Here is a 26,291-nt window from a genome sequence, read left to right on the forward strand (position 1 = left end):
CTTCGGCAGGCGAGCTCAGTCCTCCACGCCGATCGAGAAGGCCGATTCGGTGTCGGCGCGGCTGTAGGACCGGAACGCGATGTGCGTGACGGTGTCCAGCACGCCCGGCACCTTCCCGATCCGGCCGGGGATCAGGTCGGCCAGCTCCTCGTGCGTGGACACCTTCACGGTGGCGATGAGGTCGACGTCCCCGGCGCACGAGTAGACCTCGCCGACACCGTCGATGTCGGCGATCGCCTGCGCCGCGTCCGGGATCGCGTCCGCCTCTACCTGGATCAACACGATCGCGGTGATCACCTGGGTCCTCCAAGACTCGTCTGCGGGTGTCGCCCGCGATCCTAGCTACGCCGCGGTGGTCTGGCCGGGTGCCGCGCAACTCGGCGAAGTCCGGCTTTAGGCTCGCCGTGACGGGGTCGCAGAGCGGCTCCAGCCACTCGGTGGTCGCGTCGGTGGCGTGGTGTCGTGCAGTGTCCGGCGCAGCCAGAACCGGGCCTGCTGGGGGCCGAAGAACGTCCACGCCGGCGGTCGTCGCGGCCTCTTGGAGGTTTTCGGCGCCCTCACCCCTCGGGCACGGGCCTGGACGGTGGAGGCGAGAGTCAGCCGACGTGTTCCAGGGAGTGGGCGTTCGCGACCAGATCGAGCCAGCCCCGCCAGCCCGCGACCGCCGCCGGCTCGGCCCAGGGACGGGTCGTGCGGACCAGCCTCACCCCCGGGCGGGCCAGCCAGCGCAGCAGCACCCCCACCTCCTCCGGGGGCGCGCCGTGGAGCGGGCCCGGGTCCGGGAGCACCGTCTCCGCCGACGCCACCAGCGCCTCCACCACCGGCATCGGCGGCACCCCGCGCCGGGCCACGCCGGCCGAGGCCAGGCGGCCGTAGCGGATCACCGACAGCTCCCAGCCGCCCGCTCCGTCCGGGGCCGCCGCGATCAGCTCGCCGATCGACGCCAGCGATGCCTGCCGGTGGGCCCGCCCCAGCGCCCGGATCAGGCCCGCCAGCTCGTCGCGGTGGCGGGCCGCCTGCTCGTAGTGCCGGCCCGCCGCCAGGTGCTCCACGTGCGCGGCCGCCGTGTGCAGGGGACCGCCGTCCCGGCCCGCGATGAGCTCCGACACCGACTCGACCGCCGGGCCGTACTCCGCCACGCTCTGCCGTCCCGCGCACGGCGCTCCGCAGCGTCCCAGCTCCGCCAGCACGCACGGGGTCCCGTTCGCCGAGCGCGGCGAGATCCGCTGCGTGCACGTCCGCAGCCCCGACGCCCCGGCCAGGGTGTCCGCGGTCGTGCGGGCGTCCGCCTGGTTGCGGAACGGGCCCAGCACCCCCGGCCGCGGCAGCCGCACCACCGACAGCCGGGGGAACGCCTCGTCGGTCAAGCCGATCCACCAGCCCTGGTGCCGGTTCTTCGACCGCCGGTTGTACGCGGGCCGGTGCGCCGCGATCAGCCGCAGTTCCCGCACCTCCGCCTCCAGCGCGTGCGCGCACACCACGTGGTCGACGCGCTCGGCCAGCGCGACCATCTCCCGGATCCGGCTCCGCCCCTCCGAACCCGTGAAGTACGTCCGCACCCGCCGCCGCAGGTCCTTCGCCGTGCCGACGTACAGGACCTCGTCCTTCGGCCCCTTGAACAGGTAGACGCCCGGCGCGGACGGCAAGTCCGCCGCCAGGTGCCGTTTCGCCCGCTGGGCGACGGTCACCTCCGGCAGGTACCCCATCAGCTCCTCGAGCGAGTGCACGCCCAGGTTCCCGACCCGCTCCAGCAGGCCGTGCAGGACGTCCACGGTGGCCCGCGCGTCGTCCAGCGCCCGGTGCGTGGGCCGCGTCCTCGCGCCGAACAGCAGCGCCAGCGCCGTCAGGTTGTAGCGCCCGACCTCGTCGCGCGGCACCACCCGCCGCGCCAGCCGGACCGTGCACACCACGGTCAGCTTCGGCCACACGTACCCGTGCCCCTCGCACGCCGCCCGCATGTGCGAGGTGTCGAAGCCGGAGTTGTGCGCCACCAGCACCGCACCCCCGATGAACTCGAGGAACGCCGGCAGCACCTCCTCGATCGGCGGCGCGTCGTAGACCATGGCCTGCGTGATCCCGGTCAGTGAGACGATCTGCGGCGGGATCGGCGCGCCCGGGTTCACCAGCGTCGCGAACTCGCCCAGCACCTCGCCGCCGCGCACCTTCACCGCCCCGATCTCGGTGATCCCCGACGGCCCCGGCGGAGCCCCGGTCGTCTCGAGGTCGAAGACGACGAAAGTGGTGTCCCGCAAGGGAGTTCCGAGCTCGTCGAAGGCGAGCTGAGCCTGGACCGAACGCATGGGCGGCACTGTAGGGGTGACCACCGACAGTTTCGGCGCGCAGCCGGTCCGTGTGGTGCGCGGGGCGGGATGCGGAGGCGGGGCCTACCCTGGACCAATGCACCCGCAGCCGCTCGTGCCGGAGCCGCCCGGGGACCCGGTCGGTCCCTCGGGTGTCGCGTCGCGCCCCGAGCCGGCCGAGGAGGCCGCTGACCAGGCCGGACATCCCGATCCCGCCACCTGGCCGGCGCTGCCCGAACCGGTGCGCGACCGCATCGCCGAGCTCGCCGCGGCCGCCGTCGCCAAGCTGCCCGCCACCGATGTGCCGCGCCAGCTGCGGCCCGTCGCCAAGTTCGCCCCCGCGAAGCGCGCCAAGCTCGGCGGCGCCGCCCTGCTCGCGGCCCTCGGCGACTCCTCCCAGTTCCGGACCGCCGTCATCGAGTGGCTGCGCGAGCACCGCACCGACGCCCTCGACCCCAACGCCACCGAATCCGTCGCCGCGGCGGCCGCCGCCGTCCTGCTCGGCGAGTCCGGGGCCACCGGGCGGGTCCGGCTGGTCGCCCGGAACGCCGAGGAAAACGCCCTGCGTGCCGAACGCGACGCCGCGCTCGCCCGCACCCAGCGGCTCGAGGCCGAGCTCGCCGGAGTCCGCGCCGAACTCGCCGAGGCGAAACAAGCCGCCGAGAACGCCCGGGGCGAGCGAGAGGGCGAAGTCGAGAAGCTCCTGAAGCGCCTTCGCGAACAAGGCGTCCAGTTGCGCCAGGCCAGGGACGCGGCCGAAGTGGCCGCCGCCGACGCCGAACGCGGTTCCGCCGCCCGCGACGCCGAGATCGCCGCCCTCACCGCCCAGCTCGAGCGCGAACGCCAGCGCGTCGCCGGCGAGCGCGCCCGCGCCGAGCGCGCGGTCACCGACGCCGAGATCGCCCGCCAGTCCGCGCGCGAGGCCCGGCAGGCCGACGAGGTGCGGCTCGCCCTGCTCATCGACACCATCGACGGCGCCGTCACCGGCCTCCGCCGCGAGCTCGCCCTCGGCGCGCGCGGCGCCCGCCCGGCGGACATGGTCCGCGGCGCCCGTTCCGGCACCGGCCAGGGCGGCAAGATCGCCGACGTGTCCGCCTTGGACCGCTACCTCGCACTGCCCAACGTGCACCTGATCGTCGACGGCTACAACGTCACCAAGACCGGCTACCCGGAGCTGGCCCTCGCCGACCAGCGCGACCGGCTGATCCACCAGCTGTCCGCGCTGGCCGCGCGCACCTCCGCCGAGGTCACCGTCGTGTTCGACGGCGCCGGCGTGCTGTCCGTCCCCGCCTCGGTGCCCCGCGGGGTGCGGGTGCTGTTCTCCGACCGGGGGGTGCTGGCCGACGACGTCATCCGCAACCTCGTCGCGGCCGAGCCCGCGGGCCGTCCCATGGTCGTCGCGACGTCCGACCGCGCGGTCGCGGACTCCGTGCGCGCCCGCGGCGCCCATCCCACGCCGTCATCGGTGCTGGTCAGCCGCCTCTCCCGGGTCTGACGCAGCTTTTCGGGGTCCGGGTGGCGGAGCCCCCGGCCCGGGGCGAAGCCCCGGCATGACACTGATCGCCCGAAACTGTCGGTGGTGGCCCCTACCGTGTGGAGCAGCAGTTCCCACGTGAGGAGGACCGCATGACCGGCACCCCCGAGCTGTCCGAAGTGGACGTCTCGCACATCGCCGTTTCGGACATCGAGAACCTGGTGGTCGATTGCGACCGCTGCGCCGTGCGCGGCATCTCGTGCCACGACTGCGTCGTGAGCGTGCTGCTCGGCGCGCCACCCGCTGTGGTGTGGGACGCGGACGAGCGGCGCGCGGTCGACGCGCTGGCCGAGGCCGGGATGGTGCCACACCTGCGCCTGGTCGAAGAACCGATCCGGCGCACCGCCTGATTTCCACCGTTTCGTGGCGGCGCGCCGAATGGTCGGTTGAATCGGTGAACGGTCGGTAGTCGAAAAGCGCCCCGGAGAAACCCCAGCGTGTAACGCCCATCACATGTTTCTTCCCGCCCTGGTCCGATGGTGGTCAGTGGCGTCACTCAGCGTTTTTGGCGGTGAGGTGGTGGACGTGGTGGCGCTCTTTTCGTAATCTGTCCGAGATCTCGTGGCCCCCGGCCGTCTGTGGAGGCGGCGACACGGGATCGCCGCCGGACGCAGCTTTGTCGGGAAGCTGGGAACCGGAACCACCACCGCGTGCTTCACCTGTTGCGGCTCGTGCATGGCAAAAGTGCACGGCTCGGGCGCGTGGTGGCGGGACAGCGGCGAAGAGGAACTCCCCGACCTCTTCGTGCCCCGGTCCCGTCGGCGGCCGAGACGCAAAGGAGACCCGCGCGACCGTGCAGTCGCATTCCCTCAGGCGCGTGGTTTCAGGTGCCCTGGCCGCGGCCTCGGTGATCACCCTCGTCACCGTGTCCCAGCCGATGGCCACCGCCGCCCCCGTCCCCGTTCTCCAGACCCCGCCCACCGGTTCCGACGCCCTCGCCAAGTACCGCGACCTCGCGGCCCAGGCCGAGAAGCTCAACGAAGACCTGCTTTCGGCTCAGGACGACCTGAAGAAGAAGCAGGGCGAACTCGACAAGGCCACCGGCGACGTCAACGCGGCGAAGCAGCAGGCTGCCCAGGCGTCCGAGAGCCAGAAGAAGTACCAGACCGAGGTCGACAAGTTCGCCGGCGCGTCGTTCACCAGCGGTGTCCAGCTGAACAAGCTGTCGGCGCTGCTGGCGGGCACGTCCACGCAGGACTTCCTCGACCGCTCTTCGGCCCTCGAGGTCATCGCGACCGGCAAGAACGCCGCGATGGGCAACCTCACCGGTGCCGTCCAGCAGGCCACCGACGCCGCCGCCAAGGCCAGCGACGCGGCGAAGCGCGCGCAGGACGCGCGGGACACGGCAGCCAAGCTGACCGAGGACATCAAGGCCAAGCAGAAGACGCTGCAGGACCAGATCGACCAGCTCAAGGCGGCCGACAAGAACCTCAGCACGTCGGACAAGGCCGCCCGGAAGGACACCGGCGGGTCCGCGCCCACCAACATCCAGGCCCCGACTGCGGCCGCTCAGGCGGCGGTCGAGGCCGCGCTGAGCAAGCTCGGCAGCGCGTACGTGTACGGGGCCACCGGTCCGGTCAACTTCGACTGCTCGGGCCTGACGTCGTGGGCGTACAAGCAGGCCGGGCTGACCATCCCGCGGACCAGCCGCGAGCAGTCGACCTTCGGCACCGCGGTGCCGCGAGACCAGCTCCAGCCGGGCGACCTCGTGTTCTTCTACTCGCCGGTTTCGCACGTCGGCATGTACATCGGCGACGGCAAGATGGTGCACGCGCCCGACACCGGTGACGTCGTGAAGATCTCGCCGCTGCAGAGCCAGTACTCGGGAGCGCGCCGCCCGACGGCGTGACCCTCGATCAGCGGCACGGAGGGGCGGTACCGCACACGCGGTGCCGCCCCTCCGGTGTGGATGGCTAGCCTTTGGGCGTGCTCAAGACCCTGCTCGTGACCAACGACTTCCCGCCCCGGCCCGGGGGGATCCAGAACTACCTGAACTCCCTCGCCACCCGGCTGCCGGCGGACGACCTGGTCGTCTACGCGCCGTCGTGGGAGTCGCGGACGGGGTCGCACGAGGAGTTCGACGCCGAGGCGCCGTTCGAGGTCGTCCGGCACCCGACGTCGCTGATGCTGCCGACGCCGGACGTGCTCCGCCGGGCGAAGCAGATCATGCGGGCGCGGGACTGCGAAGCCGTCTGGTTCGGTGCCGCGGCGCCGCTCGCGCTGCTGGGGCACCCGCTGCGCCGGGCCGGGGCGAGCCGCGTCGTCGCGTCGACGCACGGCCACGAGGTCGGCTGGTCCATGCTCCCCGGTTCGCGGCAGGCGCTGCGGCGGATCGGCGACACCGCCGACGTCGTCACCTACGTCAGCCGGTACACCCGCGGCCGCTTCGCCGCGGCGTTCGGCGCGATGGCCGGGCTGGAGCTGCTGCCCTCCGGTGTCGACACCGAGGTGTTCCGGCCGGATCCGTCCGCGCGCGCGGAGATCCGCGCCCGGCACGGCCTCGGCGACCGGCCGACCGTCGTCTGCGTGTCCCGGCTGGTCCCGCGCAAGGGCCAGGACCAGCTGATCCGCGCGCTGCCGGCGATCCGCGAGCGCGTTCCGGACGCGGCCCTGCTGCTCGTCGGCGGCGGCCCGTACCGCAAGAAGCTCACCGAACTGGTCGCCGAGCTGGGCCTGGAGCGCGACGTCGTGCTCACCGGATCGGTGCCGTGGGCCGAGCTGCCGGCGCACTACACCGCCGGCGACGTCTTCGCGATGCCCGCCCGCACCCGGGGCAAGGGCCTCGACGTCGAAGGGCTCGGGATCGTCTACCTGGAGGCCTCGGCGACCGGGCTGCCGGTGGTCGCCGGCAACTCCGGCGGGGCGCCCGAAGCGGTGCTCGACGAGGTCACCGGGCACGTCGTCGAAGGCCGGGACGTCGTCCAGCTGAGTGAGACCCTGGTCAGCCTGCTCGCCGACCCGGTGCGCGCGCGCCGGATGGGGCAGGCCGGCCGGGAGTGGGTGACGGCGAACTGGCGCTGGGACGTCATGGCGCGGCGGCTGGCCGGCCTGCTGGACGGCGATCCGGTGGCCGTGGTCCGTTAAGGCGTGTAGAGCGCCGGGTGCCGGGGGTCGTCGACCCGCACCACGACGTCGGCGAGCGAGCCCGGATCGACCTCTTCCTCGTAGCGCTCGTAGGCCGGGACCGCCCAGGCGTCCGGCACGCGGCGGCGCAGGGCGGCGGGGGAGAGCCACAGGTGCACGGCCAGGTCGAAGGCGAGCCCGGCGCCGAGCAGCAGTTCGCCGTCCAGGAGCACGACCCCGCCTTCGGGCAGCGGCACCCGTTCGGCGCGGGTCGCGCGGTCGCGTCCGGCGTCCCACAGCGACGGCAGGATCGCGCCGGAACCCTTCAGCGGCTCCAGGACTTCGCGGCGGAGCGCGCCGAGGTCGAGCCAATCGGTGTAGCGGGCGTCGGGGTTCGTGCGGCCGTGCTCGAAGCGCAGGGACGCGGGGCGCAGGAAGTCGCGGGCCGACACGCGCAGCGTCGCGCGGCCGCGCAGGCGCAGCGGATCGACCAGGGCGTCGGCGAGTTCCGCGGTTCCGGTGGCGCCCGCCGCGCCGTCGACGGCCACCGCGATCCGCGGCGAGGTGAGTGCGTCGATGCGGTCGGTGAGTTCTCCGGCGAGGACGGCGGGGGAGATCGGGCGGTAGCGCACGGGTTCCCATCCTCCACCCGGACCGGCCGCCGGTTTTGTCGTACCCCGGTGCGAGGATGCGGACATGACTTCTTCAGTGGGGAAGACGGCCGATGTCGGGTGGAACATCGGCGTTTCGCGCACCTTGCCGTACCCGGCCGAGGTGGTGTGGGACTTCCTGGTCAGCCGCGAGGGCGTCGCGATCTGGCTCGGCCCCGGTGTCGAGCTGCCCCGGGAAACGGGCGCGGAGTACGAAACGGCGAACGGCACGGTCGGCGAGATCCGCGGCTTCGCCGACGGCGACCGCGTGCGGCTCACGTGGCGGCCGAGCGACTGGGACCACGACTCGACCGTGCAGGTGCGGCTGAGCGGCGCGGGCGCCAAGACGACGCTGCGGTTCCACCAGGAATGGCTCGCGGGCGCGGAAGAACGTGCGGAACAGCGGGCATACTGGCAGGACGTGACCGAGCGCGTCGTGGCGGCACTGGCCGAGCGCTGACGCGGTGAGCGATGGGGGCTGACGTGACGACCGACGAAATCGTCGAGGTGGCCGAAGACTTCGCGCAGGATGCGCACCTGTTCTCGGAGCTGCTGCGCGGCGGCGGCCCGGTGCGCCGGGTGCGGCTGCCACCGCGGGGGCTGCCGTGCTACCTGGTCACCGGGTTCGCGGAGGCCCGCGCGCTGCTGGCCGATCCGCGGCTGCGCAAGCACAGCCAGGGCATCCGCGAGCTGTTCGAAGCGAAGCTGCCGCCGGAAGCCCGGATGACCGCGTTCGGGCAGGACCTCAGCCAGCACATGCTCAACTCGGACCCGCCGGACCACACGCGGCTGCGGAAGCTGGTGAACAAGGCGTTCACCGCGCGGACGGTGGCACGGCTCCGGCCGCGGGTCGAGGAGATCACCGCGGAGCTGCTCGACGCGCTGGCCGGGCAGGAGCGGGCCGACCTGGTGGCGTCGTTCGCCGCGCCGCTGCCGATCACGGTGATCTGCGAGCTGCTCGGCGTGCGCGCGGAGGACCGCACGGAGTTCTCCGGCTGGTCCAAGACCCTGCTGAGCGCGGCGGCCCGCCCGGAAGAGATGCAGGCCGCGGCGGGGAGCATGTTCGCCTACCTGACGGACTTGATCGCCCAGAAGCGCGCCGAGCCGGCCGAAGACCTGCTGTCGGACCTCGTGCACGCGAGCGACGACGGGGATTCGCTGTCCGAGCCCGAGCTGGTGTCGATGGCGTTCCTGCTGCTGGTCGCCGGGCACGAGACCACGGTCAACCTGATCGCCAACGGCGTGCTGGCGCTGCTGCGCGAGCCGGAGCAGCTGGCCCGGCTGCGCGCGGAGCCGGCGCTGCTGCCCGGCGCGGTGGAGGAGTTCCTGCGCTTCGACGGCCCGATCCACCTGGCGACGCTGCGGTTCACGGCGGAGCCGGTGGAGGTGGGCGGGGTGACGATCCCGGAGGGCGAGTTCGTCCTGGTCTCCCTGCTGGGCGCCAACCGCGACGCGGAGCGGTACCCGGAGCCGGACAAGCTGGACATCACCCGCGCGGCCGGGGGACACCTGGCGTTCGGGCACGGGATCCACTACTGCGTGGGGGCGCCGCTGGCCCGGCTGGAGGCGGAGATCGCGCTCGGCGGGTTGCTGGAGCGGTTCCCCGGGCTGACGCTGGATGCGAAGGCGGACGAGCTGGTTTACCGGCCGAGTTCGCTGGTGCACGGGCTGGAGGCGCTGCCGGTCCGGTTGTGAGGCGGTGCGGCCCGTCCGGGCGCGGCAACCGGGCCGGGCTCGTGTCGTAGGGTCGGCGGATGGACTCCGCCGACCTGCTCGCCCTCGACGCCCAGCACGTCTGGCACCCCTACGCGCCCATGCCGGCGAAGGTGCCGTCGCTGCTGGTCACCGAGGCGAGCGGCGTCCGGCTGCAGCTCGCGGACGGCCGGGAGCTCGTCGACGGCATGTCCTCGTGGTGGTCCGCCATCCACGGCTACCGGCACCCCGTCCTCGACGCCGCTCTCGCCGCTCAAGCCGGGCGGATGAGCCACGTCATGTTCGGGGGCCTCACCCACGAACCCGCCATCACCCTCGCCAAGACCCTGGCCGACCTCAGCCCCGACGGCCTCGAGCACGTCTTCCTCTGCGACTCCGGCTCGGTCTCGGTCGAAGTCGCCGTCAAGATGTGCCTGCAGTACCAGCGTTCCCGCGGCCGGACCGGGAAACAGAAGCTGCTCACCTGGCGGGGCGGCTACCACGGGGACACCTTCACCCCGATGAGCGTCTGCGACCCCGACGGTGGCATGCACTCCCTGTGGCGCGGTGTCCTGCCCGAACAGGTCTTCGTGCCCGCGCCGCCGTCCGGCTTCGACACCCCGCCCGACCAGTCCTATGTGGACCTCCTGGCCGCGGAAATCGAGCGGCACCAGGCCGAACTCGCCGCGGTGATCGTCGAACCCGTGGTGCAGGGCGCCGGCGGGATGCGGTTCCACCACCCCGCTTACCTGCGTGCCCTCAGGGAAATCACCGAAGCGCACGACGTGCTGCTGATCTTCGACGAGATCGCGACCGGCTTCGGCCGCACCGGCGCGCTGTTCGCCGCCGGGCACGCCGGTGTCACGCCCGACGTCATGTGCGTCGGCAAGGCGCTCACCGGGGGCTACCTGAGCATGGCCGCCGCCCTGTGCACCCCGGAGGTCGCCGCCGGTATCGCGCGCGGCGAACTGCCCGTCCTCGCGCACGGCCCGACCTTCATGGGCAACCCGCTCGCCTCGGCCGTCGCCAACGCCTCCCTCGGCCTGCTCGCCGACGGCGGCTGGCGAACCGACGTCACCCGGCTCGAAAAAGCCCTGCTCGACGGCCTGGCCCCGGCGCGCGACCTGGCGGCCGTCACCGACGTGCGGGTGCTGGGCGGGATCGGCGTGCTGCAGCTCGACCACCCCGTCGACATGGCCGTCGCCACGGACGTCGTCACCGCGCACGGTGCCTGGCTGCGGCCGTTCCGGGACCTCGTCTACGCCATGCCGCCGTACGTTTCGACTGACGACGACCTCGCCGTGATCACCCGCGCGATGCTCGCGGTCGCGGAAAAGGCCTGAATTCAGCACATCGGGTGTGACCACCGGCACACCGAGACCCGAAGGTGCCTCACCGTCGCGCTGCGTGGCAGACCATGATCGAAACCACGCGAACGGCGGAGGGGCAAGTGTGACAAGACGGCTCCCGCCGGTCCATCCTGTGCCCGGGCGAACGCGAGAAATGCTTGCGTAGCGGACTTTTCGCGCGGTTTCGGCGATCCTGCCTCCATGATCGAGATCGTTCGTGGCGAGCACGACACCGGACCCCCGAAGCACTCCGAACACCTGGAGAACCTCAAGCACGATTTCCTCGCGTCGATAGTCGTCTTCCTCGTCGCCGTCCCCCTGTCCCTCGGCGTGGCCTTCGCCGCCGGGGCGCCGCTGCTCTCCGGCCTGATCTCCGCCGTGGTCGGCGGGCTGGTCGCGAGCCTCTTCGGCGGATCGCCGCTGCAGGTCAGCGGCCCCTCCGCCGCCCTCACCGTGGTGCTGGCCGACACGATCGCCACCCACGGCTGGCCGGTCACCTGCGCGATCACCGTCGCCGCGGGCCTGCTCCAGATCCTCTTCGGCCTCACACGGGCCGCCCGCGCCGCGCTCGCCGTGTCCCCGGCGATCGTGCACGGCCTGCTCGCCGGCATCGGCGTCACGCTCGTGCTCGGCCAGCTGCACGTCGTCCTCGGCGGCTCGGCCCAGGGTTCCGCGCTGGCCAACGTCCTGGCGCTGCCGGGGCAGGTCGCCGCGCACCACGACCAGGCCGTGCTGATCGGCGTCGTGACCCTCGGCGTCCTGCTGGCCTGGCCGCGGCTGCCGAACGCCGTCCGCCGGGTGCCCGCGCCGCTGGCCGCCGTCGCGCTGGCCACCGGCCTTTCCCTCGCGACCGGCATGACCCTGCCGCGCGTCGACCTCCCCGGCGGGCTGCCCCCGCTGCACCTCGTGCCGCGGCTGCCGGACGGCGGCTGGAGCGGCTTCGCCGTCGCCGCGGTCACCATCGCGCTCATCGCCGGCCTGGAGAGCCTGCTGTCCGCGGTCTCGGTGGACAAGCTCCGCGGCGGCCCGCGCACCGACCTCGACCGCGAACTCATCGGGCAGGGCGCGGCGAACGTCGCCGCCGGCGCGCTCGGCGGCTTCCCCGTCACCGGCGTCATCGTGCGCAGCATGACCAACTTCGAGGCCGGCGCGCGCACCCGGGCGTCGGCGATCCTGCACTGCTGCTGGATCCTGGCCGCCTGCCTGCTGCTGACCGGCGTGCTGCGGATGATCCCGCTGGCGGCGCTGGCCGCGCTGCTGGTGTACGTCGGGACGAAGCTGGTGAACCTGCACGGGCTCAAGGAAGTGCGGCGCCACGGCGACCTGCCGGTGTACGCCGTCACCTTGGCCGGTGCGGTGGCCGTCAACCTGCTCACCGGCGTCGCGGCGGGGGTCCTGCTCGCGCTCGCCATGATGCTGCGGCGGATGATCTTCTCCGGAATTCACGCCGAAAGGGAAAGCGCAGGGAGGGACGGTGACCGGTACCGCGTCGTCATCGAAGGCGCGCTGACGTTCCTTTCCGTGCCGCGGCTGACCCGGGTGCTCGCCGACGTGCCCCCGCACGCCGAGGTCACCCTCGAGCTGCTCGTCGACTACCTCGACCACGCCGCGTTCGACTGCCTGCGCGGCTGGCAGCAGGCGCACGCCGGGCCGGTCACGGTCGACGAGATCGGGCACCCGTGGTTCGAACGCGGCCGCTCGGGGGAGCCGACCGTGCGCCGCAGCGTCGCCGCGCGCGTCGTGCCGCGGTGGCTCGCGCCGTGGTCGGAGTGGCAGGCCGAGCACGTCGTGCTGCCCGCCCAGCGCACCGCCAGTTCCCTGCTGTGCCGCGGTGCTTCGGAGTTCCAGCGCCGCACGGCGCCGCTGCTGCGCGACACGTGGAGCGGGCTGGCGCACGGCCAGCAGCCGCACACGTTGTTCATCACCTGCGGCGACGCGCGGATCGTGCCGAACCTGATCACCACCAGCGGGCCGGGTGACCTGTTCACCGTGCGGAACATCGGCAACCTCGTGCCGCCGGCCGACGGCACGGATTCGTCGGTCGGCGCGGCGATCGAGTACGCGGTCGGCGTGCTCGAGGTCGCCGAAATCGTGGTGTGCGGCCATTCCGGCTGCGGCGCGATGAAGGCGCTGCTCGGCCGGGCCCCGGCCGGGCTCGACCAGCTCGGCAGCTGGCTGCGCCACGGCGAAGCGACGCTCCGGCGCCGCAGCCGCGAGGCGCCGCTGCTGCTCGGCGGCGAGCGGCCGGCCGCCGAGGCCGACCAGCTGGCCCTGCAGAACGTGGTGCAGCAGCTGGAAATGCTGCGTGGCTACCCGGTCGTCGCGGCGGCCCTGGAGCGGGGCGCACTGCGGCTCACCGGGATGTACTTCGACGTCGGCGCCGCCCAGGTGTCCCTTTTGGACGACGCCGTGCGCGGGTTCGTCCCGGCGGGTGCGCTGGAGCACTGATCGCGGACCGAAGGCCGCTTCCGGGCACTCCCGTGCTCCGGAGGCGGCCTTCGCCGTACCCGGGGAAGCGCTTTCAGCCGGACGAGAGCCAGATCACGCTCGCATCCGACCGGCTACGGCGGCCCCTCGGCGGGCCGCTGTCGGCGTCCGCGACCGGGGCCGGAAACCCTTATATAGTCCCGGATTCAACTGTCACGTGACAGGCCGGCTGGGTGTTACCGCCGTGTTAACGACCTGTCCGATTTATGACAAAAGGGTGAAATATCGCCAGGCGTTCACTCGATCGGGTGGAACATAGCGGACATTTCACTCGATTTCCGGTTGCATGGTGATCATGAGACCCCTCGCCGTGCTCCGACACGACCTGCCGGCCTCACTGGTCGTCTTCCTCGTAGCTGTCCCCCTGTCCCTCGGCATCGCCCTCGCTTCGGGCGCCCCGGTCGCCGCCGGGCTCGTGGCCGCCGTCGTCGGCGGCGTCGTCGCCGGCGCGCTCGGCGGCTCCGTGCTGCAAGTCAGCGGGCCCGCCGCGGGCCTGACCGTGGTCATGGCCGAAACCATCCAGACGTTCGGGTGGGCCGTCACCTGCGCGATCACCGTCGCCGCCGGTGCGTGCCAGATCCTGCTCGGGCTGAGCCGCGTCGCGCGCGCCGCGCTGGCCATCTCGCCGGCCATCGTGCACGGCATGCTGGCCGGCATCGGTGTCACGATCGTGCTCGGCCAGCTGCACGTCATCCTCGGCGGCAAGGCCCAGAGCTCGGCCGTGGAGAACGTCGCCGAGCTGCCCGCGCAGATCGTCGCCCACCACGACTCCGCCACCATCGTCGGCCTGCTCACCATCGGCCTGCTGCTGATCTGGCCGAAGCTGCCGGCGGCGGTCCGCAAGGTGCCGGGGCCGCTCGCCGCGATCGCGGTGGCCACGGTGGTGTCGGTCGCGTTCGGGATGACGCTCCCGCGCGTCGAACTGCCCGGTGACCTGCTGAACATCCACCTCGTCCCGCAACTGCCCGACGGCGGCTGGAGCGGGTTCGCCCTCGCCGTCGTCACGATCGCGCTGATCGCCAGCGTGGAGAGCCTGCTCTCGGCGGTCGCGGTCGACCGCATGCACACCGGGCCGCGCGCCAACCTCGACCGCGAACTGGTCGGCCAGGGCGCGGCCAACATGCTCTCCGGAGCGCTGGGCGGCCTGCCCGTCACCGGCGTCATCGTCCGCAGCTCCACCAACGTCACCGCCGGGGCGAAGTCCCGGGCGTCGGCGGTGCTGCACGGCGTCTGGGTGCTGCTGTTCGTCGTCCTGCTCGCCGGGCTGATCCAGAGCATCCCCCTGGCCGCGCTGGCCGGGCTGCTCGTCCACGTCGGCGCGAAGCTGGTCAACCCCGGGCACATGAAGACCGTGCTGGCCCACGGCGACCTGCCGGTGTACCTGCTCACCCTCGCCGGTGTCGTCGTGTTCGACCTGCTCACCGGCGTGCTGGCGGGCATCGGGCTGGCGGTGGTGCTGATGCTGCGCCGGACGGTCTGGTCCGGCATTCACATCGAACGGGAAGGCGACGACTGGCGCGTCGTCGTCGAAGGCGTGCTGACGTTCCTGTCGGTGCCGCGGCTGTCGAAGGTGCTCGGGACCGTCCCGGGCGGGGTCACCGTGCGGCTGGAGCTGGTCGTCGACTACCTCGACCACGCCGCGTTCGAGAGCCTGCACACCTGGCAGCAGGCGCACGAGCGCGCCGGCGGCACGGTGGAGGTCGACGAGGTCGGCCACCCGTGGTTCGGCGAGGGCAAGGCGGGCCGCCCGACGCGGTCCCGGGTCGCCGCGAGCCGGGCGGTGCCGCGCTGGCTCGCGCCGTGGTCGGAGTGGCAGGCGGCGGAGGGCGTCGACATCCCGGCCCAGCAGACCCGCCGTGGCGCCACGGAGTTCCACCGCCGCGCGGCCCCGCTGCTGCGTGACACGCTCTCAGGGCTCGCCGACGGCCAGCGGCCGCGCACCTTGTTCATCACCTGCGGCGATTCCCGGATCGTGCCGAACCTGATCACGACGAGCGGGCCGGGTGACCTGTTCACCATCCGCAACATCGGCAACCTGGTCCCGCCGGGGCAGGCGGACCCGTCGATGAACGCGTCGATCGAGTACGCGGTGGGCGTCCTCGGGGTCGAGGAGATCGTGGTGTGCGGGCACTCTTCGTGCGGGGCCATGGCGGCGCTCGCCGACGGCCCGCCCCCGGGGCCGCTGTCGGCCTGGCTGCACCACGCGGAACCGAGCGCGCACCGGCTGGGCTCGGCCACCCTCGACGGCGGAGTCCCGGACCGGGAGGGCGATCGGCTGGCCCTGCACAACGTGCTCCAGCAGCTGGAGCACCTGCGCGAGTACCCGTCGGTGGCGGCGGCCGAGTCGGCCGGGAAGCTCCAGCTGACGGGGATGTACTTCCACGTCGGCGACGCCCAGGTGTACCTGTTCGACGCGGCCGAGCGGACGTTCCGCCCGGCCGGGGCGCCGGTGGTGGTGCCGGGCGCCTGACCCGCCGGGCGTGCTGTCCGGGGTTCGAGCCGGGTCCGCTTCTCGCGGGCCCGGCTCGGCTCGCCGGGTGGCCTGCGTCTCGACGGGCGGCCCGCGTGCGCGCCCGGCAGGCGTGCGGGTCGGGGCGGGCGGTGCTCTCGCGGGGCGTGGCCGCTCGGGCCGGCCGTTTCCAGCGCGACGGCCGCCGCCTCGGCACGGGCCCCCCGGCCGCCCTGACCACGGCTTGCGTGCGCGCCCGGGCGGCTGGGGCGCCGGTGGTGGTGCCGGGCGCCTGACCCGCCGGGCGTGCTGTCCGGGGTTCGAGCCGGGTCCGCTTCTCGCGGGCCCGGCTCGCTCGCCGGGTGGCCTGCGCCTCGACGGCCGGCCCGCGTGCGCGCCCGGCCGGCGTCCGGGGCCGGGGCGGGCAGTGCTCTCGCGGGGCCGTGGCCGCTCCGAGCGGCCGCTTCCACCGCGACGGCCGCCGCCCCGGCACGGGGCCGCCGGCCGCCCTGACCACGGCCCGCGTGCGCGCCCGGGCCCGGAGTCACTATGTTGATGGCCCGTGACCATGCTGGTGATGACGGGGACCGGGACCGGGGTCGGCAAGACGATCACCACGGCGGCGATCGCGGCCGTGGCGGTGGCCGGGGGACAGCGGGTGGCCGTGCTGAAGCCCGCCCAGACCGGGGTGCGGCCGGATGAGCCCGGTGACCTCCAGGACGTCGTCCGCCTCGCCGGGCCGGACGTCACCACGCGCGAACTGCGCCGCTACCCGGATCCGCTGTCACCGGAGGCCGCCGCCCGGCGCAGCGGGCTGCCGGCGCTCGATCCCGGCGAAATCGCCCAGGCCGCCTCCGACCTCGACACCGCGCACGACCTCACCCTCATCGAGGGCGCCGGCGGGCTGCTCGTGCGCTTCGACCGCACCGGCGCGAGCCTCGCCGACGTCGCCTGGTCGCTCGGCTCGCTCGTGATCATCGTGGCCGAGGCCGGTCTCGGCACGCTCAACGCCACCGCGCTCACCGCCGAGGTCGCCGGCAAGCGCGGGCTGACCGTCGCCGGCGTGATCATCGGCGCGTGGCCGGCCGAACCGGACCTCGCGGCGCTGTCCAACCTCGAAGACCTGCCGGTCGCGGCGGGGGCGCCCCTGCTCGGCGTGCTGCCCGCCGACATCGGCCGGTCCTCCCGCGAGGACTTCCTGGCCGCGGCGCGAGCCGGGCTCTCGCCGTGGTTCGGCGGCGAATTCGACCCGGAACTTTTCGCCGGTTGCGCTTCCGCCGGGAAGTGACGCGCATCGCTGTCACCTCGACGCACCTTCGTGCACGATGAGGGACGCTTTCCGCACCACCTCGATCAAGGAGCCACCGTGACCGCAGTCCCGGACACCGATGTCAGTGACAACCGGGGCTCCGCCCCGGGCCGGGGGCTCCGCCACCCGGAGCCCCCGAAGGACCTGCTCGCTCTCGCGCGCGAGGGCGTCCTCGAAAACGGCATCGGCCTCGGTGAAGAGCAGGTCCTCGACGTGCTCCGGCTGCCTGACGACCGGCTGCCCGAGCTCCTCGCCCTGGCGCACGAGGTGCGGATGCGCTGGTGCGGGCCGGAGGTCGAGGTCGAGGGCATCATCAGCCTCAAGACCGGCGGCTGCCCCGAGGACTGCCACTTCTGCTCGCAGTCCGGCCGCTTCCCGACGCCGGTGCGCTCGGCGTGGCTCGACATCCCGAACCTGGTCAAGGCCGCCCGGCAGACCGCCGAAACCGGCGCGACGGAGTTCTGCATCGTCGCCGCCGTCCGCGGGCCGGACCAGCGGCTGCTCTCACAGGTCCGCGAGGGCGTGAAGGCGATCCGCGCGGACGGGAACGACATCCAGATCGCCTGCTCCCTCGGCATGCTCACGCAGGAGCAGGTCGACGAGCTCGTCGACATGGGCGTCCACCGCTACAACCACAACCTCGAGACGGCGCGCTCGCACTTCCCGTCGGTGGTCACCACGCACACGTGGGAAGAGCGCTGGGACACCCTGCGCATGGTCGCCGACGCGGGCATGGAGGTCTGCTGCGGCGGGATCATCGGCATGGGGGAGACGGTCGAGCAGCGCGCGGAGTTCGCCGTGCAGCTGGCCGAGCTGAACCCGCACGAGGTGCCGATGAACTTCCTCATCCCGCAGCCCGGCACGCCGTACGAGCACTACGAGATCGTCGAGGGCAAGGACGCCCTGCGGACGGTCGCGGCGTTCCGGCTCGCGATGCCGCGCACGATGCTGCGCTTCGCCGGCGGCCGTGAGCTGACGCTGGGCGACCTCGGCGCGGAGCAGGGCATGCTCGGCGGGATCAACGCGATCATCGTCGGCAACTACCTGACCAACCTGGGCCGGCCGGCTTCGGCGGACCTGGAGATGCTGGACGAGCTCAAGATGCCCATCAAGGCCCTCAGTGACAGCCTCTGACGCACCCGCGTTCTGCGTCCACTGTGGACAGCGGGCGCCGGGTGGGGCGGACCACCCGGCGTGCCACAACCCCCGGACGGCGCTGGAACCGCCGCGGTACTGCACGTTCTGCGCGCGCCGCCTGGTGGTCCAGGTCAGCCCGCTCGGCTGGACGGCCCGCTGCAGCCGCCACGGAGAGACCGCGAGCGGCTGACGGCGGAGTGCGGTGACTAACCGGATCGTTCATCGAGCCGGCCGGCGCGGCGCGGTGACGGACCGGATCGTGCACCACGGCCCGCCCAGGCGACACGACCGGCGGCTCACCGCGCCCACGCGTCGACCGGTTACGCTCGGTGGCACTGATCGCAGGAGGGAGTCCGGGTGAGTGAGTCGTCGGGGCCCGCGCACCGGCCGTCGGCCGTCGCCGGCCCGTGGTCGGTGCCCGTGCTGTTCCGGGAGCGGCGGCCGCGCGTCGTCGTGAAGGGCGACCTGCTGCCCGCCATCAGCGTGCTCGGCACCCTGAGCCTGCTGAGCTTCCCGCTCGCCTTCGCGTGGTCGCGGCTCGCGCCGCCGGAGCGGGTGCGCATCGTCGCCGCCGACGGCACCCAGGGCGCCCTGGAGCTGGAGAGCTGGCACCGCTTCGACGACCTGGCCGTCTTCGGGTTCCTCACGCTCGGGCTGGGGATCGTCGTCGGCGTCGTCGTCTGGCTGCTGCGCGAGCGGCGCGGGCCGGTGGTGTTCCTCGCCGCGGTGCTCGGCGTCGCGCTCGCCGGCGCGCTCGCGATGCTGCTCGGCGTCGGCTGGGCGAACAGCCACTACGCCATCTCCAGCCCGCCCGCGCTGGGGACGGTGATCGAGCTGGCGCCGCGCCTGGAGTCGTGGTGGGTGCTGCTGACCGGCCCGCTCGGCGTGTCGATCGCCTACAGCCTGCTGGCCACCTGGAACGGGCGCGACGACCTGGGCCGCCGACTCGGCTGATCGCTTTCCCCTAAGGTGGTGTCCGTCACCTACAGGGGGGATCCAGCAGTGACCGAGGACATCGAGGTTTCGCGGCACAACGCCGTCCGCTTTCCCGGCATCAGCCCGCGCGCGTACGAGCACCCGGTGGACCGCGGCGCGCTCGCCACGTTGCGCGCGGTGCCCGGCTTCGCCCAGGTCGTCAAGGCCGTTTCGGGCTTTTACAACGAGCGCGGCGAGCGGCTGATGGCGCTCGCGTCGTCGATCCGCGTCGGGCCGAAGCAGTACCCGGAGCTCGACCGGCTGCGTCACGAATGCGCCGAGACGCTGGACCTGCCCGCGGTGCCGAACCTGTTCGTCTTCCAGAACGCGCAGATCCAGGCGCAGGCGGTCGGCATGGACGAGCCGTTCATCGCGATCAGCACCGGGCTCGTCGAGCTGATGAACCAGGAGTCCCTGCGGTTCGTGCTCGGCCACGAGATGGGGCACGTGCTCTCCGGGCACGCGGTCTACCGCACGATCATGGTGCGCCTGATCAGCCTGCAGCTGGCGATGTCCTGGACGCCGGTCAGCGCGCTCGGCATCCGCGCGATGATCGCGGCGCTGCGCGAGTGGTTCCGCAAGGCCGAGCTGTCGTGCGACCGCGCCGGCCTGCTGTGCAGCCAGAACCCGACGGCGGCGCTGCGCGCCCAGATCCAGGTGGCGGGCGGCATCGACCCGGCGCGCATCGACGTCCCGTCGTTCCTGCAGCAGGCCGCGGAATACGAGTCGGTCGAGGACATCCGCGACAGCTTCCTCAAGCTGAAGTCGGTCGAGACGGAGTCGCACCCGTTCGCGGTGGTCCGCGCGGCGCAGCTGCAGAAGTGGGCGGCATCGGAGAACTACCGCGCGATCCTGGCGGGCGACTACGCGCGCCGGGACTCCGACAGCCCGTCGTCGGACTGGAAGGACGACCTGAAGTCGGCGGCCCAGTCGTACAAGGAGTCGTGGAACTCCTCGACGGACCCGCTGACGAAGGTGTTCAGCGACGTCGGCGAGGCGGTTTCGGGCGCGGCCGGCAAGGTGTGGAACAAGTTCGGCAACGGGAACGGGAACGGCGCCGCGGACTGAGTCAGTTCAAGCTGGACGGACGGCTCAGATCGGTCAGCTCGCCCGGGGGCAGCGGCACCGCGCCCAGCGTGTTCAGGAAGCCCGCTTCTCGCGTGAGCAGGCGGCAGGCGATGCGGAGCCGGCGCAGGGGGTGGCGTTCCTCCAGCAACCGCTGGCGGTCCTCCAGCGGCAGCAGGCAGTCCGCCGCCAGCACGTAGGCCAGCTCGGCGATCGTCGTGTCCGGGTCCGGGGCGTGCCAGTCGTCGCTGCGCCACGCCGTTTCGCAGTACCGCTGGTGTGCGGCCCGGGCGACTGTCGCGAGGCGCTCGGCCATACCGCCGGACGGGGTCACCGGGTCGTCGTCGACCCACTCCACCGAGGCGATCAGGTACGGCGCCGAAACGCAGTCCAGGTCGCGCAGGCGGAAGCGGCGCTGGGCCTGCGTCACCACGTCGAACCGGCCGTCCGGCAGGCGTTTGGCCTCGCGCAGCACCGTGCTGCAGCCGATCTCGTACAACTGGTCCAGACCACGAACCTCGCGGGTCAGCGACGACCGCAGGGCGACCACGCCGAACTCGCGGCCCGGCACCGTGCCGCCCACCAGGTCCGCCATCAGCTGCCGGTACCGCGGTTCGAAGATGTGCAGCGGGAGATTGGTGCCGGGCAGCAGCACGGTCTGGAGCGGGAACAACGGCAGGATCGTCGTCGTCGCGGCACTTTCCGATTCCGGCTCGGTCACGCGTCAACGGTACGGGCATAACGCCTTCGCCGCAGGATGGTCACCGGTTGGGTGGTTTGAACACCGCAAAGGGGTCGGTGATCTGCATGCCCTTGCCGGCGAAGGAGAACAACGCCGCGGGACGGCCGCCCGCGCGGCCCGGCGCGGCCGTGTGGCCGGTCGGCACCAGCAGCCCGCGGCGGGACAGCACCCGCTGCAGGTTGGTCGCCGAGACGCGGTAGCCCAGCGCCGCCGAATACAGGCCGCGCAGCGCCGAAATCGTGAAGTCGTCCGGCGCCAGTGCGAAGCCGAGGTTCGTGTACGAAAGCTTCGACCGCAGCCGGTCGCGGGCGCGCAGCACGATCGCCTCGTGGTCGAACGCCGTGCGCGGCAGCTTCGCGACGTCGTGCCACTCGGTGTCCTCGGGCACCTCGGGGTCGACATCGGACGGAACCAGGCCGAGGAACGCCGTCGCCACCACCCGGGGCCCCGGGACGCGGTCCGGGTCGCTGAACACCGCGAGCTGCTCGACGTGCTTGAGCTGGCGGACGTCCACCTTCTCGGCGAGCTGGCGCCGGATCGACGTCTCGACGTCCTCGTCGGGCCGCAGCCGGCCGCCCGGCAGCGACCAGCGGCCGAGGTGCGGGTCGAGCGCGCGCCGCCACAACAGCACCCGCAGTGTGTCCGAGCGCACTTGAAGGACCGCGCCCAAAACCTCGTGGGCCAAGGGGGCCTGGGTGTTAAGATGACTTCGCACGGTTTTCGATTGTAAGGCGAAAACCGGAGACAGGTCCAGGAGGGCCAACATGACTTCGACGCTCGAACAAGACCTCACCCCCTACGGCGGGGTCGAGGCGAACGCGGCCTGGGCGGAGGAGGTGCGGCGCCTGGCGAAGCAGCGCGACGCGGTCCTGCTCGCGCACAACTACCAGGTCCCGGAGATCCAGGACATCGCCGACCACACCGGCGACTCCCTCGCGCTCAGCCGCATCGCGGCGAGCAGTGACGCGTCCACCATCGTCTTCTGCGGCGTGCACTTCATGGCCGAGACCGCGAAGATCCTGGCGCCGGAAAAGACGGTCCTGATCCCGGACGCGCGGGCCGGCTGCTCGCTGGCCGACTCCATCACCGGCGCCGAGCTGCGCGCCTGGAAGGCCGAGCACCCGGGCGCGGTGGTCGTCTCCTACGTGAACACCACGGCCGAGGTCAAGGCCGAGACCGACATCTGCTGCACGTCCTCGAACGCCGTCGACGTCGTCGCCTCCATCCCCGCTGACCAGGAGGTTCTCTTCCTTCCGGACCAGTTCCTCGGTGCCCACGTCAAGCGCGTCACCGGCCGGGAGAACGTGCACGTCTGGGCCGGGGAGTGCCACGTCCACGCGGGCATCAACGGTGCCGAGCTGGCCGAGCGCGCGGCCGCGGAGCCGGAGGCCGACCTGTTCATCCACCCGGAGTGCGGCTGCGCGACGTCGGCGCTCTACCTGGCCGGCGAGGGTGCCGTGGCGCCGGAGCGGGTCAAGATCCTCTCCACCGGCGACATGGTCCACGAGGCTCGTGACACGAAGGCCAAGACCGTGCTGGTGGCCACCGAGATCGGCATGATCCACCAGCTCCGCAAGGCGGCCCCGGGCATCGACTTCCGCGCGGTGAACGACCGCGCGTCCTGCCGGTACATGAAGATGATCACGCCCGCGGCGCTGCTGCGCTGCCTGCGTGACGGCCTCGACGAGGTCCACGTCGACGTCGAGACGGCCGCCCGCGCGCGGGCTTCGGTGCAGCGGATGATCGAGATCGGGCAGCCCGGCGGCGGCGAATGACCCCGCCGGTTAATGACCCACGGGCGAAAACCCCCGTGTGGGAAGCGCGCGCCGACCTGGTCGTGATCGGCAGCGGCGTCGCGGGGTTGACCGCGGCGCTGCGGGCGCAGGCCCTCGGGCTGCACGTCCTGGTGATCACCAAGGCCGCCGTCGCGGACGGCAACACGCGCTGGGCCCAGGGCGGCGTCGCCGTGGTCCTGGAAGACCAGCACGACCTCGACGACTCCGTCGCCAAGCACGCCGAGGACACGCTCACCGCGGGTGCCGGCCTGTGCGACGAGCCGGCGGTGCGCGCGATCCTCGACGGCGGCCCCGCCGCGGTCGCCCGGCTGCGGGCCGACGGCGCGCGGTTCGACGCTTCCGGGAACGGCCTGCTCGCGCGGGCCCGCGAGGGCGGGCACAGCGCGTTCCGCGTGATCCACGCGGGCGGTGACGCGACCGGCGCCGAAGTCGAACGCGCCCTGGTCGCGCAGGCCGGGCAGGCGGGGGTGCCGGTGCTGGAGCACCACATCGCCGTCGACGCGCTGCTCACCCCCGGCGGGCGGGTCGCCGGTGTGACGGTGCTCGACCGCCACGGTGTGCCCGGCGCCGTCCGCGCATCGGCCGTGCTGGTGGCCAGCGGCGGGCTCGGGCAGCTCTACCAGGCGACGTCGAACCCGGAGATCGCCACCGGCGACGGCCTCGCGCTCGCGCTGCGGGCCGGCGCGACCGTGGCGGACATCGAGTTCGTGCAGTTCCACCCGACCGTGCTCTATACCCCGGGCGCGCGCGGCCGCTGCCCGCTGGTCACCGAGGCGGTGCGCGGGGAGGGCGCGACGCTGGTCGACGGCGCCGGCCTGCCGGTGATGCGGGGTGTGCACCCGCTCGGCGACCTCGCGCCGCGCGACGTCGTCTCGGCGGCGATCACGCGGCGGATGGGGACCGCGCCGGGCGGGGTCGACGACCACGTCTTCCTCGACGCGACTTCGATCGCGGGGTTCGCGCAGCGGTTCCCGACGGTCTTCGCGGCGTGCGCGGCGCTGGGCCTCGACCCCGCGGTGGACCCGATCCCGGTGACCCCGGCGGCGCACTTCTCGTGCGGCGGCGTGGTGACCACTGTGGACGGACGCTCGTCGGTGGCCGGGCTGTACGCGGCCGGCGAGGTCGCGCGGACCGGGCTGCACGGCGCGAACCGGCTGGCGTCCAACAGCTTGCTCGAAGGCCTGGTCGTCGGGCAGCGCGTGGCGGAGGCCGTCGCGGCGGACCTCGCGGCCGGGTTGCTGGCCGATCCGGCGCGCGGGCGGCTGCCGTCGCGGACCACCGCGCCGGCGGCGGAACGCGACTCCCTGCAGCGCGTGATGAGCCGGTACGCGGCGATCGGCCGGGACGCCGACGGGCTGGCGGCGGCCGGTTCCGTGCTCGATCTGTCGGTTTCGGACACTCCCTTGTGGACGCACGCGGCGGTCGAGGACGCGGCGCTGACGGTGGTGGCGCAGGCGTTGCTGGCCGCGGCCGTCCGGCGCACCGAGTCGCGGGGCTGTCACGTGCGGTCCGACTTCCCGGCGCGCGACGACGGCTGGCGGCGCAGCCAGCACATCCGGCTCAGCCCGTCCGGCCAGCCCGTGCTGGCCGACCCGATCACCCTGGAGGGCGTGGCATGACGTTCCCCATCTCCGAAGCCGTCCGCCGGCTGATCGCGGCGGCGGGCCTCGACGTCGACGACGTCACGCGCGTGGTCACCACGGCGCTCGGCGAGGACCTGCGGTACGGGCCGGACGCGACGACGGCGTCGACGGTGCCGGCCGACGCGACCGCCGTCGCCGAGCTGACCCCACGGGTCGACGGCGTGGTCGCCGGCCTGCCGGTCGCGCTCGCGGTGTTCGACATGGTGCTGGGCGACGGCTACGAGGTGCTGGCCCGGCGCGAGGACGGTGACCGGCTGGTCGCGGGGGAGCCCGCGCTGGTGCTGGCCGGCCCGGTGCGCGGACTGCTCACGGCCGAGCGCACGGCGCTGAACCTGCTGTGCCACCTCTCCGGCGTCGCCACCGCGACCGCCGCCTGGGTGTCCGAAGTGGACGGTACCGGGTGCGCGATCCGGGACTCCCGCAAGACGTTGCCGGGGCTGCGGCTGCTGCAGAAGTACGCCGTCCGCTGCGGTGGCGGCGTCAACCACCGGCTGGGCCTCGGCGACGCGGTGCTGATCAAGGACAACCACGTCGTCGCCGCCGGTTCGGTGACGGCGGCGCTGGCCGCGGCCCGGGCGCACGCGCCGGAACTGGCCTGCGAGGTCGAGGTCGACACCCTGGACCAGCTCGAGGAAGCGCTGGCCGCCGGGGCGGACGAGGTGCTGCTGGACAACTTCACGCCGGAGGAGTGCCGCCGGGCGGTGGCGCGCCGCGACGAAGTCTCCCCGAAGACGCGGCTGGAATCCTCTGGTGGGCTCACCCTCGACCGTGGTAAGGCCTACGCGCGGTCCGGTGTGGACTACCTTTCGGTGGGCGGGCTGACCCATTCCTCGCCCGCATTGGACCTCGGCATGGACCTTCGCTGAGAGGACGTTCCGGGCTAGACTGACGGTGGCGGAATTCCTTGTCCGCCACCGTCTTTCGGCTTCGGGGGTGCGGGTGCGGTTACCGGCGGTGCTCGCGGTGGCGGGCCTCGTGGCGGCCTCGGGCGCCGGTGGTGCGCCGGCCGCTTCGGCGCAAGGCTGCGCGAACCCGTCCGGCACCTACACCGGCGAGGTCCCGTGGGGCCAGCGCCTGGTCGACCCGGCGCGGCTGTGGCCGCTGACGCGCGGCGGCGGCCAGCTGGTGGCCGTGGTCGGCACCGGGGTCGACGGGCAGAACACGCAGTTCGCCCCCGGCCAGCTCGACAGCGGCGCCGGCACCGAGCGCACGGACTGCGACGGCCGCGGCACGATCGCGGCCGGGATCGTCGGCGCCCAGCCGGATCCGTCCACGACGTTCGCCGGCGTCGCGCCCGGCGCACGGCTGCTGCCGATCCGGTACACCACCGGCGACGGCGGTGATCCGGGCGAGCTCGCCGGGGCGATCGACCGGGCGGCGGACCGCCGGGCGGGCGTCATCCTGATCGCCGTGCCCGCGGCGTCCGACAGCCCGGCGTTGTCGGCGGCGGTTTCGCGGGCGCGTGCGAAGGGGGCGGTGATCGTCTCGGCGGCGTCGGCGACCCAGCAGGGCGCGCGGACGTACCCGACGGCGACGTCCGGCGTCCTGGCCGTCGGCTCGGTGAACGCCGCGGGCGAGCCGGTGCAGACGGAAGCGGGGGACCACGTCGGCGTCGCGGCCCCGGGCGCGGAGCTGGTGAGCACGTCGGCGGGGGCGGGCGGCGCGGTGGCGCACCGCTGGCCGGTGACCGACCCGAGCCTCGCGGCGGCGTACGTCGCCGGGGTCGCGGCCCTGGTGCGGGCCTACCACCCGGCGCTTTCCGGCGACCAGGTCGTCACGCGCTTGACGTTGACGGCCCACCGCCCGCCGTCCGGCGGCCACGACCCGCGTCTGGGCTGGGGAGTCCTGGACGCCTACGCGGCGGTGTCGTCGACCCTGCCGGCCGACGTCCCGCCGCCCGGTGCCCTTCCCCCGGCCGCTTCTTCGCCGATGGTGGTCCCGGCCGCGGCCCCGCCACCCCGCCGCTCCGACGTCCCGGCAGGCACGATCGCCCTGGCCGGCGTCGCCTTGGCCGCGGCCGCCGGCGTGACGATGGCGGCGGTCCGCCGCGCCCGCCGCCGAGGCTGGCGCGCGTCCCGCTTCACCCCGTAGCCCGCAGCG

23 protein-coding genes are annotated in these 26,291 nt (G+C 73.3%); 18 read left to right on the forward strand and 5 right to left on the reverse strand.

What is annotated here, in order from left to right; genetic code table 11:
- Window positions 1-15: 15 nt before the first annotated feature.
- Together QRY02_RS00250 and QRY02_RS00255 are read right to left on the reverse strand one after the other, a co-directional pair.
- Complete coding sequence (locus QRY02_RS00250; protein ID WP_285989461.1) at window positions 16-297, reverse strand: Lrp/AsnC family transcriptional regulator; 282 nt, start codon at window positions 295-297, stop codon at window positions 16-18.
- A gap of 299 nt (window positions 298-596) precedes the next feature.
- Window positions 597-2,300 (reverse strand): DEDD exonuclease domain-containing protein, encoded by a 1,704-nt coding sequence (locus tag QRY02_RS00255; protein WP_285989462.1) that lies wholly within the window; start codon window positions 2,298-2,300, stop codon window positions 597-599.
- A 97-nt stretch (window positions 2,301-2,397) separates the two neighbouring features.
- Between QRY02_RS00255 and QRY02_RS00260 the strand changes: the two genes are divergently transcribed.
- From QRY02_RS00260 to QRY02_RS00275, 4 genes are all read left to right on the forward strand, one after another.
- Window positions 2,398-3,795 (forward strand): NYN domain-containing protein, encoded by a 1,398-nt coding sequence (locus QRY02_RS00260; protein ID WP_285989463.1) that lies wholly within the window; start codon window positions 2,398-2,400, stop codon window positions 3,793-3,795.
- 131 nt (window positions 3,796-3,926) lie between these two features.
- The gene (locus QRY02_RS00265) at window positions 3,927-4,184 is read left to right on the forward strand and encodes a hypothetical protein (protein WP_013224087.1); all 258 of its coding nucleotides are present in this window, start codon (window positions 3,927-3,929) and stop codon (window positions 4,182-4,184) included.
- 443 nt (window positions 4,185-4,627) lie between these two features.
- Window positions 4,628-5,683: a C40 family peptidase gene (locus tag QRY02_RS00270; RefSeq protein WP_285989464.1), complete on the forward strand. Its 1,056-nt coding sequence runs from the start codon at window positions 4,628-4,630 to the stop codon at window positions 5,681-5,683.
- A 77-nt stretch (window positions 5,684-5,760) separates the two neighbouring features.
- Window positions 5,761-6,918 carry a glycosyltransferase family 4 protein gene (locus tag QRY02_RS00275; RefSeq protein ID WP_285989465.1) on the forward strand — a complete coding sequence of 386 codons (1,158 nt, stop codon included), beginning with the start codon at window positions 5,761-5,763 and terminating at the stop codon, window positions 6,916-6,918.
- Here the strand turns inward: QRY02_RS00275 and QRY02_RS00280 are convergent.
- The gene (locus QRY02_RS00280) at window positions 6,915-7,529 is read right to left on the reverse strand and encodes a nucleoside/nucleotide kinase family protein (protein WP_285989466.1); all 615 of its coding nucleotides are present in this window, start codon (window positions 7,527-7,529) and stop codon (window positions 6,915-6,917) included. The genes QRY02_RS00275 and QRY02_RS00280 overlap by 4 nt on opposite strands.
- Before the next feature lie 64 nt (window positions 7,530-7,593).
- Here QRY02_RS00280 and QRY02_RS00285 point away from each other — a divergent pair, with 64 nt between their 5' ends.
- From QRY02_RS00285 to QRY02_RS00330, 10 genes are all read left to right on the forward strand, one after another.
- Window positions 7,594-8,007: an SRPBCC family protein gene (locus QRY02_RS00285; RefSeq protein ID WP_285989467.1), complete on the forward strand. Its 414-nt coding sequence runs from the start codon at window positions 7,594-7,596 to the stop codon at window positions 8,005-8,007.
- Window positions 8,008-8,030: 23 nt separating this feature from the next.
- On the forward strand, window positions 8,031-9,242 hold the full coding sequence (locus QRY02_RS00290) for a cytochrome P450 family protein (protein WP_285989468.1): 1,212 nt from the start codon (window positions 8,031-8,033) through the stop codon (window positions 9,240-9,242).
- Between the two features lie 59 nt (window positions 9,243-9,301).
- Complete coding sequence (locus tag QRY02_RS00295) at window positions 9,302-10,582, forward strand: adenosylmethionine--8-amino-7-oxononanoate transaminase (protein ID WP_285989469.1); 1,281 nt, start codon at window positions 9,302-9,304, stop codon at window positions 10,580-10,582.
- Between the two features lie 207 nt (window positions 10,583-10,789).
- A complete protein-coding gene (locus tag QRY02_RS00300) occupies window positions 10,790-13,036 on the forward strand; it encodes a bifunctional SulP family inorganic anion transporter/carbonic anhydrase (protein ID WP_285989470.1) in 2,247 nt (748 codons plus the stop codon).
- Window positions 13,037-13,361: 325 nt separating this feature from the next.
- On the forward strand, window positions 13,362-15,545 hold the full coding sequence (locus QRY02_RS00305) for a SulP family inorganic anion transporter (RefSeq protein WP_285989471.1): 2,184 nt from the start codon (window positions 13,362-13,364) through the stop codon (window positions 15,543-15,545).
- Window positions 15,546-16,092: 547 nt separating this feature from the next.
- Entirely contained in the window at window positions 16,093-16,812 is a 720-nt protein-coding gene (gene bioD / locus QRY02_RS00310; protein WP_285993725.1) for a dethiobiotin synthase, read from the forward strand.
- 165 nt (window positions 16,813-16,977) lie between these two features.
- Complete coding sequence (gene bioB / locus QRY02_RS00315) at window positions 16,978-17,967, forward strand: biotin synthase BioB (protein ID WP_285993726.1); 990 nt, start codon at window positions 16,978-16,980, stop codon at window positions 17,965-17,967.
- Entirely contained in the window at window positions 17,954-18,160 is a 207-nt protein-coding gene (gene bsaP, locus QRY02_RS00320; protein WP_285989472.1) for a biotin synthase auxiliary protein BsaP, read from the forward strand. Before bioB ends, bsaP begins: the two co-directional genes overlap by 14 nt.
- Before the next feature lie 167 nt (window positions 18,161-18,327).
- Window positions 18,328-18,924 (forward strand): DUF2567 domain-containing protein, encoded by a 597-nt coding sequence (locus tag QRY02_RS00325; protein ID WP_285989473.1) that lies wholly within the window; start codon window positions 18,328-18,330, stop codon window positions 18,922-18,924.
- Window positions 18,925-18,972: 48 nt separating this feature from the next.
- Window positions 18,973-20,013 (forward strand): M48 family metallopeptidase, encoded by a 1,041-nt coding sequence (locus QRY02_RS00330; RefSeq protein WP_285989474.1) that lies wholly within the window; start codon window positions 18,973-18,975, stop codon window positions 20,011-20,013.
- Window position 20,014: 1 nt separating this feature from the next.
- Here the strand turns inward: QRY02_RS00330 and QRY02_RS00335 are convergent, their stop codons facing one another.
- The gene (locus QRY02_RS00335; protein WP_285989475.1) at window positions 20,015-20,731 is read right to left on the reverse strand and encodes an LON peptidase substrate-binding domain-containing protein; all 717 of its coding nucleotides are present in this window, start codon (window positions 20,729-20,731) and stop codon (window positions 20,015-20,017) included.
- A 40-nt stretch (window positions 20,732-20,771) separates the two neighbouring features.
- Window positions 20,772-21,404 carry an NUDIX hydrolase gene (locus tag QRY02_RS00340; RefSeq protein ID WP_285989476.1) on the reverse strand — a complete coding sequence of 211 codons (633 nt, stop codon included), beginning with the start codon at window positions 21,402-21,404 and terminating at the stop codon, window positions 20,772-20,774.
- Window positions 21,405-21,516: 112 nt separating this feature from the next.
- Here QRY02_RS00340 and nadA point away from each other — a divergent pair, with 112 nt between their 5' ends.
- The 4 genes from nadA (at window position 21,517) to QRY02_RS00360 (ending at window position 26,282) form a co-directional block, all read left to right on the forward strand.
- On the forward strand, window positions 21,517-22,527 hold the full coding sequence (gene nadA, locus QRY02_RS00345) for a quinolinate synthase NadA (protein WP_285989477.1): 1,011 nt from the start codon (window positions 21,517-21,519) through the stop codon (window positions 22,525-22,527).
- Window positions 22,524-24,167 (forward strand): L-aspartate oxidase, encoded by a 1,644-nt coding sequence (locus QRY02_RS00350; protein ID WP_285989478.1) that lies wholly within the window; start codon window positions 22,524-22,526, stop codon window positions 24,165-24,167. The genes nadA and QRY02_RS00350 overlap by 4 nt, the downstream gene beginning before the upstream one ends.
- The gene (gene nadC, locus QRY02_RS00355) at window positions 24,164-25,057 is read left to right on the forward strand and encodes a carboxylating nicotinate-nucleotide diphosphorylase (RefSeq protein ID WP_285989479.1); all 894 of its coding nucleotides are present in this window, start codon (window positions 24,164-24,166) and stop codon (window positions 25,055-25,057) included. The genes QRY02_RS00350 and nadC overlap by 4 nt, the downstream gene beginning before the upstream one ends.
- Before the next feature lie 88 nt (window positions 25,058-25,145).
- Window positions 25,146-26,282, forward strand: coding sequence for a S8 family serine peptidase (locus QRY02_RS00360; protein WP_285993727.1), 1,137 nt, complete (start codon window positions 25,146-25,148; stop codon window positions 26,280-26,282).
- The last annotated feature ends 9 nt before the right edge of the window (window positions 26,283-26,291 follow it).

Origin of the sequence: Amycolatopsis sp. DG1A-15b (genome assembly GCF_030285645.1) — a bacterium.
GTDB lineage: Bacteria > Actinomycetota > Actinomycetes > Mycobacteriales > Pseudonocardiaceae > Amycolatopsis.

Excerpts from the sequence above, each read along its gene's own strand:
- QRY02_RS00255 (WP_285989462.1), bottom strand. The coding sequence starts at position 2,300 with ATGCGTTCGGTCCAGGCTCAGCTCGCCTTCGACGAGCTCGGAACTCCC.
- QRY02_RS00260 (WP_285989463.1), top strand. The coding sequence starts at position 2,398 with ATGCACCCGCAGCCGCTCGTGCCGGAGCCGCCCGGGGACCCGGTCGGT.
- QRY02_RS00265 (WP_013224087.1), top strand. The coding sequence starts at position 3,927 with ATGACCGGCACCCCCGAGCTGTCCGAAGTGGACGTCTCGCACATCGCC.
- QRY02_RS00285 (WP_285989467.1), top strand. The coding sequence starts at position 7,594 with ATGACTTCTTCAGTGGGGAAGACGGCCGATGTCGGGTGGAACATCGGC.
- QRY02_RS00295 (WP_285989469.1), top strand. The coding sequence starts at position 9,302 with ATGGACTCCGCCGACCTGCTCGCCCTCGACGCCCAGCACGTCTGGCAC.
- QRY02_RS00300 (WP_285989470.1), top strand. The coding sequence starts at position 10,790 with ATGATCGAGATCGTTCGTGGCGAGCACGACACCGGACCCCCGAAGCAC.
- QRY02_RS00305 (WP_285989471.1), top strand. The coding sequence starts at position 13,362 with ATGGTGATCATGAGACCCCTCGCCGTGCTCCGACACGACCTGCCGGCC.
- bioD (WP_285993725.1), top strand. The coding sequence starts at position 16,093 with ATGCTGGTGATGACGGGGACCGGGACCGGGGTCGGCAAGACGATCACC.
- nadA (WP_285989477.1), top strand. The coding sequence starts at position 21,517 with ATGACTTCGACGCTCGAACAAGACCTCACCCCCTACGGCGGGGTCGAG.
- QRY02_RS00350 (WP_285989478.1), top strand. The coding sequence starts at position 22,524 with ATGACCCCGCCGGTTAATGACCCACGGGCGAAAACCCCCGTGTGGGAA.
- nadC (WP_285989479.1), top strand. The coding sequence starts at position 24,164 with ATGACGTTCCCCATCTCCGAAGCCGTCCGCCGGCTGATCGCGGCGGCG.